At 73.1% G+C, this 14,326-nt stretch carries 13 protein-coding genes; 11 read left to right on the top strand and 2 right to left on the bottom strand.

The window, feature by feature from the left end:
• The first annotated feature begins 6 nt into the window (after nt 1-6).
• The 5 genes from PP1_RS01785 to PP1_RS01765 all read left to right on the top strand — a co-directional run bounded on the left by PP1_RS01785 (nt 7) and on the right by PP1_RS01765 (nt 5,339).
• Nucleotides 7-960 carry a LysR substrate-binding domain-containing protein gene (locus tag PP1_RS01785; RefSeq protein ID WP_010244095.1) on the top strand — a complete coding sequence of 318 codons (954 nt, stop codon included), beginning with the start codon at nt 7-9 and terminating at the stop codon, nt 958-960.
• 265 nt (nt 961-1,225) lie between these two features.
• Nucleotides 1,226-2,530 (top strand): ABC transporter substrate-binding protein, encoded by a 1,305-nt coding sequence (locus PP1_RS01780; RefSeq protein WP_050802600.1) that lies wholly within the window; start codon nt 1,226-1,228, stop codon nt 2,528-2,530.
• Complete coding sequence (locus PP1_RS01775) at nt 2,527-3,453, top strand: carbohydrate ABC transporter permease (RefSeq protein WP_010244100.1); 927 nt, start codon at nt 2,527-2,529, stop codon at nt 3,451-3,453. Before PP1_RS01780 ends, PP1_RS01775 begins: the two co-directional genes overlap by 4 nt.
• Complete coding sequence (locus tag PP1_RS01770; RefSeq protein WP_010244102.1) at nt 3,443-4,243, top strand: carbohydrate ABC transporter permease; 801 nt, start codon at nt 3,443-3,445, stop codon at nt 4,241-4,243. The genes PP1_RS01775 and PP1_RS01770 overlap by 11 nt, the downstream gene beginning before the upstream one ends.
• Nucleotide 4,244: 1 nt before the next feature.
• On the top strand, nt 4,245-5,339 hold the full coding sequence (locus tag PP1_RS01765; RefSeq protein ID WP_010244104.1) for an ABC transporter ATP-binding protein: 1,095 nt from the start codon (nt 4,245-4,247) through the stop codon (nt 5,337-5,339).
• 67 nt (nt 5,340-5,406) lie between these two features.
• Here PP1_RS01765 and PP1_RS01760 read toward each other — a convergent pair whose 3' ends face one another.
• Nucleotides 5,407-6,198: an MBL fold metallo-hydrolase gene (locus PP1_RS01760; protein WP_249265984.1), complete on the bottom strand. Its 792-nt coding sequence runs from the start codon at nt 6,196-6,198 to the stop codon at nt 5,407-5,409.
• Between the two features lie 541 nt (nt 6,199-6,739).
• On the opposite strand from PP1_RS01760, the gene PP1_RS01755 reads away from it, so the two are divergent.
• The 3 genes from PP1_RS01755 to PP1_RS01745 all read left to right on the top strand — a co-directional run bounded on the left by PP1_RS01755 (nt 6,740) and on the right by PP1_RS01745 (nt 9,255).
• Nucleotides 6,740-7,453 (top strand): response regulator transcription factor, encoded by a 714-nt coding sequence (locus PP1_RS01755; RefSeq protein ID WP_010244107.1) that lies wholly within the window; start codon nt 6,740-6,742, stop codon nt 7,451-7,453.
• Nucleotides 7,453-8,727 (top strand): sensor histidine kinase, encoded by a 1,275-nt coding sequence (locus tag PP1_RS01750; protein WP_010244109.1) that lies wholly within the window; start codon nt 7,453-7,455, stop codon nt 8,725-8,727. The genes PP1_RS01755 and PP1_RS01750 overlap by 1 nt, the downstream gene beginning before the upstream one ends.
• Nucleotides 8,728-8,829: 102 nt before the next feature.
• Nucleotides 8,830-9,255 (top strand): hypothetical protein, encoded by a 426-nt coding sequence (locus PP1_RS01745; protein ID WP_010244110.1) that lies wholly within the window; start codon nt 8,830-8,832, stop codon nt 9,253-9,255.
• 25 nt (nt 9,256-9,280) lie between these two features.
• On the opposite strand, the gene PP1_RS01740 is transcribed toward PP1_RS01745, so the two are convergent.
• Entirely contained in the window at nt 9,281-10,207 is a 927-nt protein-coding gene (locus PP1_RS01740; protein WP_075314227.1) for a LysR substrate-binding domain-containing protein, read from the bottom strand.
• 141 nt (nt 10,208-10,348) lie between these two features.
• Between PP1_RS01740 and solA the strand changes: the two genes are divergently transcribed.
• Genes solA through PP1_RS01725 form a run of 3 tightly spaced genes read left to right on the top strand, consistent with a single transcriptional unit; the run spans nt 10,349 to nt 14,321 of the window.
• Nucleotides 10,349-11,533: an N-methyl-L-tryptophan oxidase gene (gene solA, locus PP1_RS01735; protein WP_010244112.1), complete on the top strand. Its 1,185-nt coding sequence runs from the start codon at nt 10,349-10,351 to the stop codon at nt 11,531-11,533.
• Between the two features lie 29 nt (nt 11,534-11,562).
• Complete coding sequence (locus tag PP1_RS01730; RefSeq protein WP_010244114.1) at nt 11,563-12,885, top strand: aromatic ring-hydroxylating oxygenase subunit alpha; 1,323 nt, start codon at nt 11,563-11,565, stop codon at nt 12,883-12,885.
• Complete coding sequence (locus PP1_RS01725) at nt 12,882-14,321, top strand: aldehyde dehydrogenase family protein (protein ID WP_075314228.1); 1,440 nt, start codon at nt 12,882-12,884, stop codon at nt 14,319-14,321. Before PP1_RS01730 ends, PP1_RS01725 begins: the two co-directional genes overlap by 4 nt.
• Nucleotides 14,322-14,326: the final 5 nt, after the last annotated feature.

Genomic DNA, 14,326 nt, shown 5'->3' with positions numbered 1-14,326 from the left:
GACCACATGGAACTGCGGCATCTGCACTCCTTCCTCACGTTGTCCGAGGAACTGCACTTCGGCCGGGCGGCACGACGCCTGCATCTCGCCCAACCCTCGCTGAGCCAGCAGATCCAGCGTCTCGAACAGAGTGTCGGCACCCGGCTGGTCAGCCGCTCCTCGCACGAGGTGGCCCTGACCGCCGCGGGGAGGGCATTCGTCACCGAGGCCCGCGGGGTACTGGACCGGGTCGAGCGGGCGCGCGATGCCGCCCACCACGCCGCCGCGGGCCGGGCCGGGACGGTGCGGGTCGGCTGCAACCTCCCGGCGGCACAGGGCGTCCTGCCCCGCGTGATCGCCAGGTTGCGCGCCGAGCTCCCCGACGTCGTGGTCGCCCCGCGCGAGATGTGGACCGGGCTGCAGCTGCGGGCCCTGCACTCCGGGGACCTCGACGTCGCGATGATCTACGGCCCGCCGGCCGACGCCGGCCTCGGGCACCAGCGGTTGCTGCGCGTCCCGCTGGTCGCGCTCGTCGGGGATCGTCATCCCTGGGCCTCGCTGCGGCAGGTGTCGTTCAACGATCTCCGTGGGCAGCCGTGCCTGCTTTTCCACCGTGAGCAGAGCCCCGCGATGTACGACGTGCTGACCCACACCGCCGGCGCCGCGGGATTCACCCTCGACGTGGTCGACCACGTCGAGGATCCCGTCGCCACCTCCATCGTCGTCGCCGCCCGCAACGTGATCGGGTTCTGCTCGGCGGCCCGGGCGGCCGCGGTCTGCGCCTCCGCGGTGGGCATCAGACCGGTCACCGTGTCCCTGGTCGACCCGGTGCCCACTCTCGACCTGTACGCCGTGTGGCGATCCGACGTGGACAACCCGCTGGTCGAGGAGTTCGTCCGGTGTCTCAGGGCCGACGCTCCGTCCGGTCCGACACGCACGGCACGCCGATCGGCTCCGGCGCGCAGTGCGGTCGGCGCCTGACCCTGGTGGCCTCGGCGCGTCCCGCCGCACGGCCGGGCCAGGGCCCGACCCGCTCCCCGCACATCCCGGACCTCGACGGCGCCGGTCGTCCCGGCGGCCGGGCAGCGCCCGGCAATCGGACCTCATCGGGAGGCACCACCGCCCCGGTCGAGAGGCACCACCGATGGACCGATCGGAACGTCCTGATCGTGGCCGACCGCCGCACCCGGCACCGCGACGATCACGCTGGGCGGGCGCCCCGCCGCAGCCGAACAGAGGATGGACGATGAACCGGATAGCGCGGAGCGCGGCAGCGCTGCTCGCCGCAGTGGGACTGGCAGCCACCGCCGCCTGCGGTGCGAGCAACGGAACGGCCCCGGAGGGCACCGAGCCGATCGAGCTGACCTTCCTCGGCTACAGCATCGGGACCCCCGACCTCGGCGGCCAGGCCATGCAGGGGTTGATCGACCGCTTCCAGGAGCAGAACCCCGGGATCACCGTGCGCACCCAGCCGGTCGCGGTCGCCGACGTGCTCACCAAGCTCAAGGCCGACACCGCGGCCGGCAGTCCACCCGATGTCGCCCAGATCGGGTGGAGCAAGATGGCCGAGGCCTACGCCGATCTCCCCGTCGCCCCCGTCCAGGAGATCGCCGGGGACCAGTGGGCCGCTCACGCCGAGGGCATGGCACCGAACCTCATGGCAGCGGTCGCCGACGACGGCGTGGTCAAGGCGATGCCGTTCACCATGTCGATCCCCACGCTCTACTACAACGCCGACCTGTTCCGGGCCGCGGGCCTGGATCCCGACACCCCACCGACGTCGATGGCCGAGGTCCGCGAGGCCGCCCTGGCCATCGCCCGCAGCGGTCGGGCAGGCGCCTACCTCGCCGTCGCCGACGTCGGCAAGTCCGACTACCTGACCCAGTCGATCATCAACACCGCGGGTGGATCGATGGTCGGGCCCGGTGGGGAGATCACCGTCGACAGCCCGCAGGCCGTCGACGCGCTCAGCCAGGTCCAGGAGCTCACCACCGCCGGAGCGCAGCCGGCCGTCTCCACCGCCGACGCCCTCTCGCTGTTCGGCTCCGGGCGGCTGGGGATGCTGCTGGCCAGCACCGGCGCACTCGTCTCGCTGGAGACGGCCTCGACCGGCAGGTTCGATCTCCGCACCGCGGGATTCCCCACGTTCGGGCGGGGCGCGCCGAAGCCCACCTACTCCGGCGCCGGTCTGGCCGTGCTCACCGACGACGAGGACCGCCGGCAGGCGGCGTGGAAGTTCGTGCGGTTCATGTCCAGCGCCGAGGCCTACACCGTGTACGCGGAGAAGATCGGCTACCTGCCACTGCGCCCGGCACTGGCCGAGGACCCCGCCCACCTCGGGGACCACTTCGCCCGGAACCCCCGGCTGCTGCCCGCGGTGAAGCAGCTCGACACCGTGGAGCCCTACCAGGTCTTCCCCGGCGGACAGGCCAACCGCGCGGTCGTGACACTGCAGGACGAGGCGGTGGAACCCATCGTCCTGCGCGGCGCGGACCCGGCCACGACCCTGCGGGCCGCGGCCGAGAAGATCCGCGGGCTGTCGACGCGGTGAACGCGACAATCGACGCGGAGGCCACGGCGGCGCCGCCCCCTGCCCCGCGTGCGGGCCGGCGGGCCCGCCCCTGGCTCTACCTCGGACCGCTGATCGCAGCCCTGGTGATCTGGGTCTACGGCCCGTTGCTGTGGACCGGCGTGCTGTCGGTACTGGACTGGAACCTGATCTCACCGGACCCCGAGTTCGTCGGCGTGGAGAACTACGTCGAGCTCTTCGGCCGGCCGGAGACCACGAACGCGATCGTGCGCACCGGGTTCTACGTCCTGGGCATGCTGCCGTTCGCCACCGTGATCCCGATGACCTTGGCGTTGATGCTGTGGCGCCGCCCCGGACGCGCGGCCGAGGCCTACCGGGCCCTGCTGTTCTCGCCGGTGGTGCTGGCTCCGCTGGCCACCGCGATCTCCTGGAAGTTCCTGCTGAGCCCGGAGCAGGGGCTGGTCGACACCGTGCTGTCCGGGTCGGGGCTGCCGAGCCCGAACTGGCTGGGTGACCCGCGCACGGCGCTACCCGTCATCGTCGTGATCACCGCGGGCAAGATCGTCGCACTGAACATGGTGCTGTTCTCGGCAGCACTGGCCGGCATCGACCGCCGCTCGATCGAGGCGGCCCGCATCGACGGCGCCACCGGCTGGGAGACGACGCGGTACGTCGTGTTGCCCCAGCTCGCCCGCACGGTCGTCCTGCTCACCGCGCTGTGCGTGGTCGTGGCCGGCCAGTGGGTGTTCACCAACGTCGCCGTCCTGACCCGGGGCGGGCCCGACGGGGCGACGGACAACATCTACTACCGGCTCTACGCCGAGGGTTTCGACTTCTTCGACGCCGGCGCCGCGTCCGCACTCGCGGTCACCATCACGGCGACCCTCGCCGTGGCGTTCGGCGCGATCGCGTCGGCACGGAGAAGGAGCCACGATGCGCGCTGAGCTGCGCTGGCACGCACCGCTCGCGATCACCGGGCTGGCTGTGTCGTTCCCCCTGATCTGGGCCCTGCTGACCTCCTTCCGCGCACCGAACGCGATCTTCGAGATCGGCCCGTCACCGGTGTCGGCCGCCAACTACCTCGACGCCCTCACCCTGTTCCCGATCGGTCGGCTGCTGCTGAACTCCCTGGTGACCGCACTCGGGGTGACCGCGGCCCAGCTGCTGGTCGCCGTCCTCGCCGCCTACGCCATGCTGAGCCTGGGGGTGCGCAGCCGGCGCCTGGTCCTCGGCGCGGTCACCGTGTCGCTGATCGTGCCGCTCCAGGCGATGGTGATCCCCCAGTTCCTGATCGCGACGGGCCTGGGGTGGCGCGACACCTACCCGGGCCTGATCGTGCCCCAGCTGGCCTCCTGCGGTCTGGCCGTGCTGCTGATGTGGGAGCACGTGCGATCCCTGCCCGCCGACCTGCTCGGCGCCGCGGCGATCGACGGGGCGCGACCGGCGGAGACGCTCTGGTACGTCGTGCTCCCCCAGCTCCGTCCCGCGCTCGGCGCGGTCGGGATCCTCGTGTTCATCACGACCTGGAACGAGTACCTGTGGCCCGCTCTGGTCGCCCCCAGCCCGGAGAACACCACGATCCAGCAGGGCCTGGCCCTGTTCGACAACCAGGAGGGCGGCAACCCCGGCCCGCTGCTCGCGGCCTCGGTGCTGGCGTGCGCGCCCGTCATCGCGGTCTACGCCGTGTTCTCGCGACGGATCACCGCCGCGTTCCTCCGAGCCGGAAGGCGCTGACGTGACCCTGCAGAAGGAGACCGCGGACCCGGGGCAGCCCACCGTGCCCGCCGTCACGACCGCAGCGGGCATCGAGCTGCTCGGGGTACGTCACCGCTACGGCCCCACACTCGCCCTCGACGTCGACGACCTCGCTGTCCCGCACGGTTCCCTGACCGTGATCGTGGGCCCCTCGGGCTGCGGGAAGTCGACACTGCTCTCGGTCGTCGCAGGACTGCTCTCCCCCGGCGAGGGCCGCGTGCGCATCGGCGGGACCGACGTCACCGACACCGCTCCCGGTGGACGTGGACTCGCGATGGTCTTCCAGGACTACGCGCTCTACCCGCACCTGTCGGTCGCGGCGAACATCGGGTTCGGCATGCGGCTCGAAGCCCGCCACTCGCGCGGTGCGGGCCCCGGGCGCGCCGAGATCGACCGGCGGGTCGACGAGGTGAGTGCCCAGCTCGGTCTGGCCGGCCTGCTCGAACGGCGCCCGGCGCAGCTGTCGGGTGGCCAGCGGCAGCGGGTCGCACTCGCCAGAGCGATCGTGCGCCGCCGCCCGGTGCTGCTGCTCGACGAACCGCTGTCGAGCCTGGACGCCCAGCTCCGCGCCCAGGCCCGGACCGAGCTGGCACGGCTGCACCGCGAGCTCGGCGCGACCCTGGTCATGGTCACCCACGACCAGTCCGAGGCACTGTCGATCGCCACGCACCTGATCGTCATGCGGGCCGGGCGAGTCGTGCAGGCCGCCGCACCGGACGAGGTCTACCGACGCCCACACGACGAGTTCGTCGCGACCTTCGTCGGCAGCCCGCCGATGAACGTGCTCGATCACGACCGCGCCCGGTGGGGGTGGCGCCCGGCGGACGGAGTCGTCCTCGGTGACGGCGACACGCCCGAGGTCGACGCGATGGTGCTCGACGGCACCGTCGACGTCGTCGAGTTCGCCGGCCACGACAGGCTCGTGCACTGCCGCAGCCGCGAAGGCCGGTGGTCGTTCACCGAGCCGATCGCGAGCAGGCGCGCGGTCGGTGACCACGTGCGGGTCTCGATCGCAGCGCGCGACCTGCACCGCTTCGATCCCGGGACCGGGCGGCGCATCGGGTCCCGCGCCTGACCTGTGGGTGGGCCGGGACGATCACTCGCCCCGCCCCGGCCCACCCACAGGTTCCGGGAGTGCGTGCTCAGCAGACCGGGAACACACGCTCCGGCGCGGCGAGATGCACCGGGCCGGCGAACGACTCGCACGCCTCGGCACGGCGCGCATCGAGCCAGGTGGGATCCGCGGTGACGAAGTGGGTCAGCACCAACTGGCCCACCTCGGCCGCGGCGGCCACCCGCCCCGCACGAGCCGCACTCATGTGCCCGTCGGAGGTGTCGTCGGGCAACTCGAGGGTGGACTCGCACAGCAGCAGGTCCGCTCCGCGGGCGAGCTCGCTCAGCCCGGCGACGTCCGAGGTGTCGCCGCTGTAGACCAGGCTCGACCCCGCGGGATCGGTCACGCGGACACCGCAGTTGGACATCGTGTGGTGCAGCGGCCGCAGCACGACGCGGCAGTCGCCGATGGTCAGCTCCTCTCCCGGCTCGTACTCCCGGATCTCCAACGCCGCCCCGAACGCACGGTCGAGCTCGGGCCGGCTGGGGATCGGGAACACCGCGGCGAGGCGCTCCAGCGCCGCCCGGCCGCCCTTCGGGACATGGAGCGGGATCGGACGGTCACCGGGCGGCGGCCCGGCCGTCGGCAGGGTCGGGAAACGGTCGTTCCCGAGCATCCGGGACATCAGCAACGCCTTGCCCAGCGGCAACACGTCGTAGCAGTGGTCGGTGTGCAGGTGGCTGATGACGATCCCGTCGAGCGCTGCGGGCGTGGAGACCGCGCCGAGCGCGGTCACCGCCCCTGGTCCGCAGTCGAGCAGGACACGGGTCGAGTCGGTGGACACGAGGTAGGCCGAACTGGCCTGTCCGTCGGCGGGCATCGCCGCACGGCATCCGAGCACAGTGAGCATCACGACTCGATCCTGATGCCACCCACGGCGCAGGCCACCTCCGTTCGCGAATCCGACGTGCGCGATCATGCGGATCAATCGCCGCACCGGATCCGTGCATCGGGGCTGGTAGGAACGACGAGCGATCATGGAGTCGCACCCCGGTGCGACCACCGCAGTCTCGTGGTCATCACCTCCGCCGCGAACCGCCAGGATCGACAGAGCCGGCGAGACAAGACGATGTGCCGGCGGGCGGCGGCCTCCGTGCGTAGTACCCGTACGCGTCGCCCGGATCTCCTGCCGGATCGACGTCGTCCGGGCCGTTCCTGCCGTGTCGCGGACCGTGGCCCGGCTCCGGCTGCCGCCGTCGTGACGGGGTCGTCGGTCGTCGTTTCGTTGACGATCTGCTGGCGTCAATGAAACATTGACATCTGAGGAGGGCGCCGGACGTCCTCCGCTCCGGTAGCGTCCCGGCCTGGAACTCTGGTGACCGCCGACACAGGGCAGATCACGGGAGGAGTGCGAGCAGCCGATGACGTCCGAGCCGCGGGTCCTCGTGGTCGAGGACGACCCCACGATCGGTGACGTCCTCGTCGGTGCCCTGACCGAGCAGGGCTACGACGTGGTCGCCGCCCCCGACGGCGGTACGGCACTGGCCGCCGCCGACCGGCAGCCGGTCGACCTGGCGCTGCTCGACCTGGGCCTGCCGGATCTCGACGGCAACGAGGTCTGCCGACGGCTGCGGGACCGGTGCCCGGACGCCATCGTGATCATCCTGACCGCGCGGGCCGAGGAGATGGACGTCGTCGTCGGCCTGGAGGCCGGGGCCGACGACTACCTGACCAAGCCGGTACGGCTGGCGGAGCTGCTGGCCCGTGTGCGTGCCCACCTGCGGCGCGGTGGGATCGTCGGCGTCACCCGCCGGATCGAGATCGGTGACCTCCGCATCGACACCGGGAGCCGCCGCGTCCGCGTGGCGGGGCACGAGATCGACCTCCGCGCCCGCGAGTTCGACCTGCTCGAACGACTCGCCCGCGAGCCGGGCGTCGCGGTGAGCCGCGACCGGCTCATGGCCGACGTGTGGGACGAGCACTGGTTCGGATCGACGAAGACGCTGGACGTCCACGTCGCCGCCGTGCGGCGACGGCTGGCAGGCCGTCCGGGCGCGCAGGTCCCGACCATCACGACGTTGCGCGGGCACGGCTACCGCCTCGACCCACCGGGCTCCGCCGGTGACCACGGCTGATGCGCTCCCGGATCGTGCGGCTCGCCGTCACCGCCGCCGCGGCGGCACTCGTCCTGTTCGGGGTGCCGCTCGCCCTGGGCCTGCAGCAGTACGCCACGGCGGACGAACGGTCCTCGCTCCAGCGACTCGCCGAGTTCGGCGCCCTGTCGGTGCAGGAGGACATGAGCCACGACCTCGATCCCACGGAGCTGCCGGCCGGGCCCGACGACACCTCGGTCGCGCTCTACGACGAGGACGGCGACCTCGTCCTCGGCGCGGGCCCGCCGGTCGGGGACGGACCGGTCGACCGCGTCCTGCGTGGCGGTCTGGTCTCCGGTCCCCCGGACCAGCTCGTGGTGGCAGCACCGGTGTCCGACACCCACGACGTCGTCGGCGTGGTCCGCGTCGCGAGCCCGGCCGGGACCGTCACCGCCATGCTCCTCCCGATCTGGTCCGGCATGCTCGGCCTGGCCGCGCTGATCCTCGCCGCGGTCTGGCTGTTCGCGCGCGGTCTCGCCCGGCGGCTCTCCCGTCCGATGGAGACGCTCGCCGCCGAGGCGACCCGGCTCGGTGACGGCGACTTCGCGGTGCGGCCCGAACCCACCGGCATCCCCGAGGTCGATCTCGTGGGCACCGCCCTCGCCGGGACCGGGCGCCGTCTCGACGAGCTGCTGGCCCGTGAGCGCGCGTTCTCGGCCGAGGCCTCGCACCAGCTGCGGACACCGCTGGCGGGTCTCCGGCTGCGGCTGGAGTCGACGCTCGACCGTCCGGACCGGCTGACCCGAGCGACCGTCGAGGACGGCCTCGCGTCCATCGACCGGTTGGAGCGCACCATCGACGAGCTGCTCACGCTGGCCCGCGAGCGACGGGGACGGTCCGCCCCGGTCGACCTGGCCCGGCTGCTGGGCGAGGCCGAGGCCGAGTGGCGCGACCGCCTCGCCCGTGCGGGGCGCGTCTTCACGACACGCCGGCCCGACGACCTCCCCGACCCGGCCGCGGGGGCGGCGGCCGTCCGCCAGATCGTCGGCGTCCTGCTCGACAACGCCGCCCAGCACGGCGCCGGTGCCGTCTCCCTCGTCGCCCGCGAGGCCGGGCCGAGCGCGGTGGCGCTCGACGTCACCGACGAGGGCGGTGGTGTCCCGGAGTCCGCGCTCGCCGGCAACGGGTCCGGCATGGGTGTCGCACTCGCCCGTCGCCTCGCCGAGTCCGAGGGCGGCCGCCTGACGATCCGGCGGTCACCGTCGGTGGTGACGCTGTTGCTCCCCGTCGCCGAGCAGGCGACCGACGGCCACTGACGGAGAGCGCTTCTTACCGTCCGCTTACCCGCCGCTGGGCCGGCGCTGGTGCCCGTCGTCCTACCGTTGCCGGTGAGACCACGGCGACGAGGGAGCAGCCCGATGCGTTCTGTCGTACCGAACCGGCACCGTGCCGAGCTGGCACGCGACCGTGCCTTCCTCGCCCTGGCCGGTGACGACGGGCTCGCCGGGCACGGATACCACTACGGCACCGTCCGGGTGCTCGTCCCGGACGAACCGGACGAGCCCCGGTACACCACCGACACCCTGCTGCTGTCCTGGTCCGCACCGGAACCGACCCCGCGCGGAACCGTGCGGCAACGGCTGTGGCTGCACGTGACAGGACCTGACGGACAGCACGCGCACCGGGCTCCGGGCGACGTCCTGCGGCGCGCCGGCGAGGTGCTGCTCGACCGGAACTCGGCTCTCGCCGGCTGCGCGACGGTGGAGACGGCCCGGCCACGGATCCTCCGCAAGGTCGGTGACCAGCTGGTGACGACGGCGTTCGACGTGCACGTCCCACTCTGACGCCTCCCCCGGGCGGCCCGGGCCGTCATGCCGCGGCGAGCCGGTCCGCCAGCGACCGGCACACCGCACTCAGGCTGTCGAGACCGGCGGCGACGGCGGGCTGGTCCTGCGCGCCCGCGCGGACCGCGGCGATCACCCGGCGGATCGGCACCGGTGGCGTGCCGATGCGCAGCCGGCGCGTGTCGTGCCGGGCCGGCAGGTCGGCCAGCCGGGGTACGAGCGCCACCCCGAAGCCGCGGGCGACCAGGGCGGCACCGGTGTCCCACTCGTCGGCGTAGTGGGCGATGTCCGGGGCGAAGCCCGCGCTGGAGCACGCCATCGTCACGAGCTGGTGGTAGGCGCGCCCGGGGCTGCTGCAGATCCACCGGTCACCGGCCAGGTCGTGCAGCGCCACGTCCGGCCGCTCGACCAACGGGTGGTCGGGGCCCACGAGCAGGTCCAGGGGCTCGTCGAACAGCGCACGCTGGTCGAACGACGGGTCCGACGCCGGGGGGATGGCCGACGTCGCAACGACCACGACGATGTCGGCCTCGCCCGCGGCGAGCAGGTCGAACGCCCGGGCCGGCTCGCACTCGCGGAGCGCGACCTGCAGGGCCGGGTGGCTCTCACGCAGCCGCCCCATGACCTCGGGCACGACGGCCGCCGCCGCGGTGGAGAACCCGCAGAACCGGACGACGCCTCCGACGTCCCCGTCGCGGTGCGCCGCCAGCTCGGCGCGGGCCCGCTCCCACTGCGCGGCCAGCGTCTCGCCGTGCGCCAGGAGGGTCCGGGCGGCCGCGGTGAGCCGCACGCCCCGCCCGTCGGGCTCGAGCAGCGTGACCCCCAGCTCCCGCGCCAGGCCCTGCATCTGGTGCGACGCCGAGGACGGGGTCATCCGGCAGATCTCGGCCGCGGCGGTGACGGTCCCGTGCCGCGCGATCGCCGCGAGCACCCGGAGCCTCCGATCGATCATTCGAAAAACGTACATGATCGCGAGTTCAAATCTTCGATGGACGTGTAACGACGTCCGCACGCATCCTGTGGCCGGCACCACATGCACACCCCCTCACCAGCGATCCGAGGGTGTCCTCGGCACGGCAGGAGTAGTAGCGACATGACGACCTACCGCGCGATCGTCGTCGGCCTCGGCGGACTGGGCTCGGCGGCACTGCACCGCCTGTCCGCCGAGCTGGGGCCGGGTGTGCTGGGCCTCGAGCAGTTCGAGCTCGGGCACCACCGGGGGGCCTCGCAGGACCACTCCCGCATCATCCGGCTCGCCCAGCACCAGGAGCAGTACGCCGCACTCGCCGCTCCGGCCTACAAGGCGTGGGCCGAGGTCGAGGCCGAGTCCGGGCAGCAGATCCTCACCCGCACCGGCGGGCTGGTGATCGAGGACCGGGTCGCCCGCCGGAGCGCGGCGACGGGCACCCGCAACATCGAGGGCTACACCGCGATGTTCGACCGTTTCGGCGTCGGGTACGAGCTGCTCGACGCCGACGAGCTCACCGCCCGCTGGCCGCAGTTCCGCGTCCAGGGTGGCGAGCAGGCCCTCTACCAGGCGGACTCGGGCATCGTCGACGCCGCCCGGGCCAACGCGGTGCACATCGCGCTCGCCAGGGCACGCGGTGCCGAGGTCCGCCCGCACACCCCGGTCCGGGCGATCCGCACCGACGGTGACGGCGTCACCGTCGTCACCGACGGGGAGACCCTGCGCGCCGACCGTGTCGTGGTGGCCGCCGACGCCTGGACCAACCAGGTGCTCGCCGGGACCGGTGTGCAGCTCCCGCTGACCGTCCTGCGCGAGCAGGTCACCTACTACTCCACCCCGCACCTCGCCGAGTTCTCGACCTCCCGGTTCCCGGTGTTCATGTGGCACGGACGGCACAACTTCTACGGGTTCCCCGTCTACGGCGAGGTCGCCACGAAGCTCGGCCAGCACATGGGCGGCGAGGAGACCACCGCCGAGGACCGCTCCTTCGAGCCGGACCCGGTCCGCCGTGACCGCTACGACGACTTCCTCGTCCGGCACATCCCGCGCTTCCGCGGGCCGGAGCTGTACTCCCGGACCTGCCTCTACACCGTGCCGCCGGACCAGAACTTCATCCTGGACAGGCTGCCCGGATCCCCGCAGATCGTCGTCGCCAACGGCGCCGGCCACGCCTACAAGTTCGCCGCACTGATCGGCGGGCTGCTCGCCGACCTCGCCCTGGACCGCGAGCCCGCCCACGCCGTCGACGCGTTCTCCGCCGGCCGCCCCGCGCTCACCGACCCGGCGTTCCCCCGCAGCTTCCACGTCTGAGCCCGCCCCCACCCGAAGGGAGACACACGATGACACTCGACGTCACGGCGACGACGGCCCCGGCCACCGCCCCGGGCGACGCGCTGCCGGCCCGGCCCGTCGATCCCGCGCTGTTCACCGAGGAGTCCACCTACCGCCACACGCGCCTCCCGGTGGAGCTGGCCTCGACCCTGCTGCCCGACGCCTACACCTCGCCGGCGTTCTTCGCGCTCGAGCAGGAGAAGGTGTTCGCCTCCGGCTGGGTCGCCGTCGGCTTCGTCGCCGACGTGGAGACGGCGGGCGCCTGCGTCGTCGTCGACGTGGCGGGACGCTCGGTCGTCGTCACGCGCAACCGGCACGGCGAGCTGCGCGGCTTCCACAACGTGTGCCGGCACCGGGCCACGAAGCTGCTCGACGCCGGTGCCCGCGAGGTCGGCAGGCGCGGCCGGATCCGGTGCCCGTACCACAACTGGACCTACGACACCGACGGCACGTGCCTGGGCACGCCGCTGTTCGAGGGCTCCGACGTGCCCCCGGGCCAGGAGGCCGTCTTCGACACCTCGGGCGCGAAGGGATTCGACCGCGCCGACTACGGCCTGCTCCCCGTCTCCGTCGAGGCCTGGGGCTTCCTCCTGTTCGTCAACCTCGCCCCCGACCCCGCACCGCTGCGCGACCACCTCGGAGACCTCCCCCGGCGATTCGCCGACCACCGGCTGCAGGACTGGACGCCGCAGCGCCGGTCCTCCTACGACGTCGCCGCGAACTACAAGCTCGTCGGGGAGAACTTCATGGAGTACTACCACCTGCCCTGGGTGCACCCGGAGCTCAACCAGGTCTCGCAGGTCTCCGACCACTACCGCTGGCAGGGGCCCGGCCGCTACACCGGGATGTGCACCACGCCGGTGTCGCGCAACACCGAGGCCGGCGGCTGGGACGGGCTGGCCCCGCTGAGCACGCTCGGCCCCCAGGACCGCGAGGCCGGCCGGTTCGTCTGGCTGTTCCCCAGCTGCGCGCTTGTCGTGCTGCCGAACCACGCGTTCGTGCTGCTCAACCGGCCCGTCGCCGCCGACCGCACGATCGAGACCGCGGTCCTGCTCACCCACCCCGAGTCGACCGGCTCCCCCGGCCTGCAGGAGGGCCTCGACCAGCTCGAGAAGTTCTGGGACCTGGTGAACCGCCAGGACGTCGAGATCGTCGAACGGGTCCAGGAGGGTATGGCGGACCCCGCCTACCGCGGCGGGCGGATGTGCTTCCGCTTCGAGGAGCCGCTGCACCGCTTCCAGAACATGGTCGTCGACAGGATGGTCGGCATCGACCGGGTCCCCGGCGGCGACGACGAGGTCATGACGCCCATGTTCGGGGACCCGGCATGACCGCCGCGCTCGACGTCCACCCCGCCCACCACGTCGACGGTGCCTGGGTCGCGGCCCGCGACGGGCGCACGCTCGCGGTGGAGGACCCCTCGACCGGCGCGACCGTCGCGCACGTCGCGCGTGGCGGTGCCGCCGACGTCGACGACGCCGTCCGTGCCGCCCGGGCCTGCGCGCGCACGATCCGCGGGACCACCCCGGCCGACCGCGGCCGGGCCCTGCGGGCGCTCGCCACGGCACTCGGGGACCGCCGCGAGGAGTTCGCGCGCCTCGAGACCCTCGACACCGGCAAGCCGATCTCGCTGTCGCGCTCAGAGGTCGCGGGCTGCGTCGACTACCTGCACTACTACGCCGGCGCCGCGGACAAGCTCCACGGCGAGACCATCCCGCTCGGGCCCGGGTCGCTGGCCTTCACCGTCCGCGAGCCGGTCGGGGTGAGCGCCCACGTCGTCCCGTGGAACGCCCCGCTGTCGATGCTGTGCCGCAGCCTCGCCCCGGCCCTCGCGGCCGGCAACACCGCTGTCGTCAAACCCGCCGAGCAGACCCCGCTGACCGCGCTGCGCCTCGCCGAGCTCGTCACCGCCGCCGGCTACCCGCCCGGGACCTGCAACGTCGTCACCGGCCTGGGCACCGAGGCCGGGCGGGCTCTGGCCGGCCACCCGGGGATCGGGTCGCTCACCTTCACCGGGTCGGTCGCCACCGGCCGGGCGGTGCTGCGGGCCGCGGCCGAGCACATCACCCCGGTGGTGACGGAGCTGGGCGGGAAGTCGCCGCAGATCGTGTTCGCCGACACCGACCTCGACGACGTGGCCGACCAGGTCGTCGCCGGTTTCACCGCCAACAGCGGCCAGTACTGCGACGCCGGGTCCCGGCTGCTGGTCGAACGCTCCGTGCACGACGACCTCGTCGAACGGGTCGCCGCCCGTGCCGCGGCGCTCACCATCGGACCGGGGGCCGACGACCCCGACCTCGGGCCGCTGGTCTCGGCCCGGCACCACCGTCGCGTGGCCGGCTACGTCGCGCTCGGGCACGCCGAGGGACGCCTCGTCGGCCCGCCACGACCGGTCCCGCCGGACGGCCACTACCTCGCCCCCGCCGTGTTCACCGGCCTCGCACCGGACGCCCGGATCGTGCAGGAGGAGATCTTCGGGCCCGTACTGGCCGTCCTGGCCTTCGACGACGAGGACCACGCGGTGCGCCTCGCCGACGGCACCGACTACGGCCTGGGCGTGGGCATCCACACCCGTGACATCGACCGGGCACTGCGCGTGGCCGGCCGCGTCGACGCCGGTTACGTGATGATCAACGAGTACTTCGGGGGCGGCACCGCCGTCCCCTTCGGCGGCACCAAGCTCAGCGGCACCGGCCGCGAACGCGGGCTGGTCGCGCTGGAGAGCTACCTGAGCACCAAGACCGTCGTCGCCCGCACGAGCGGATGAGGAGG

This window comes from Pseudonocardia sp. P1 (assembly GCF_000178675.2).
In the GTDB taxonomy this organism is placed as follows: domain Bacteria; phylum Actinomycetota; class Actinomycetes; order Mycobacteriales; family Pseudonocardiaceae; genus Pseudonocardia.
Note: the sequence above shows the minus strand (reverse complement) of the source record. Positions and strands in the feature narration are given on the sequence as shown.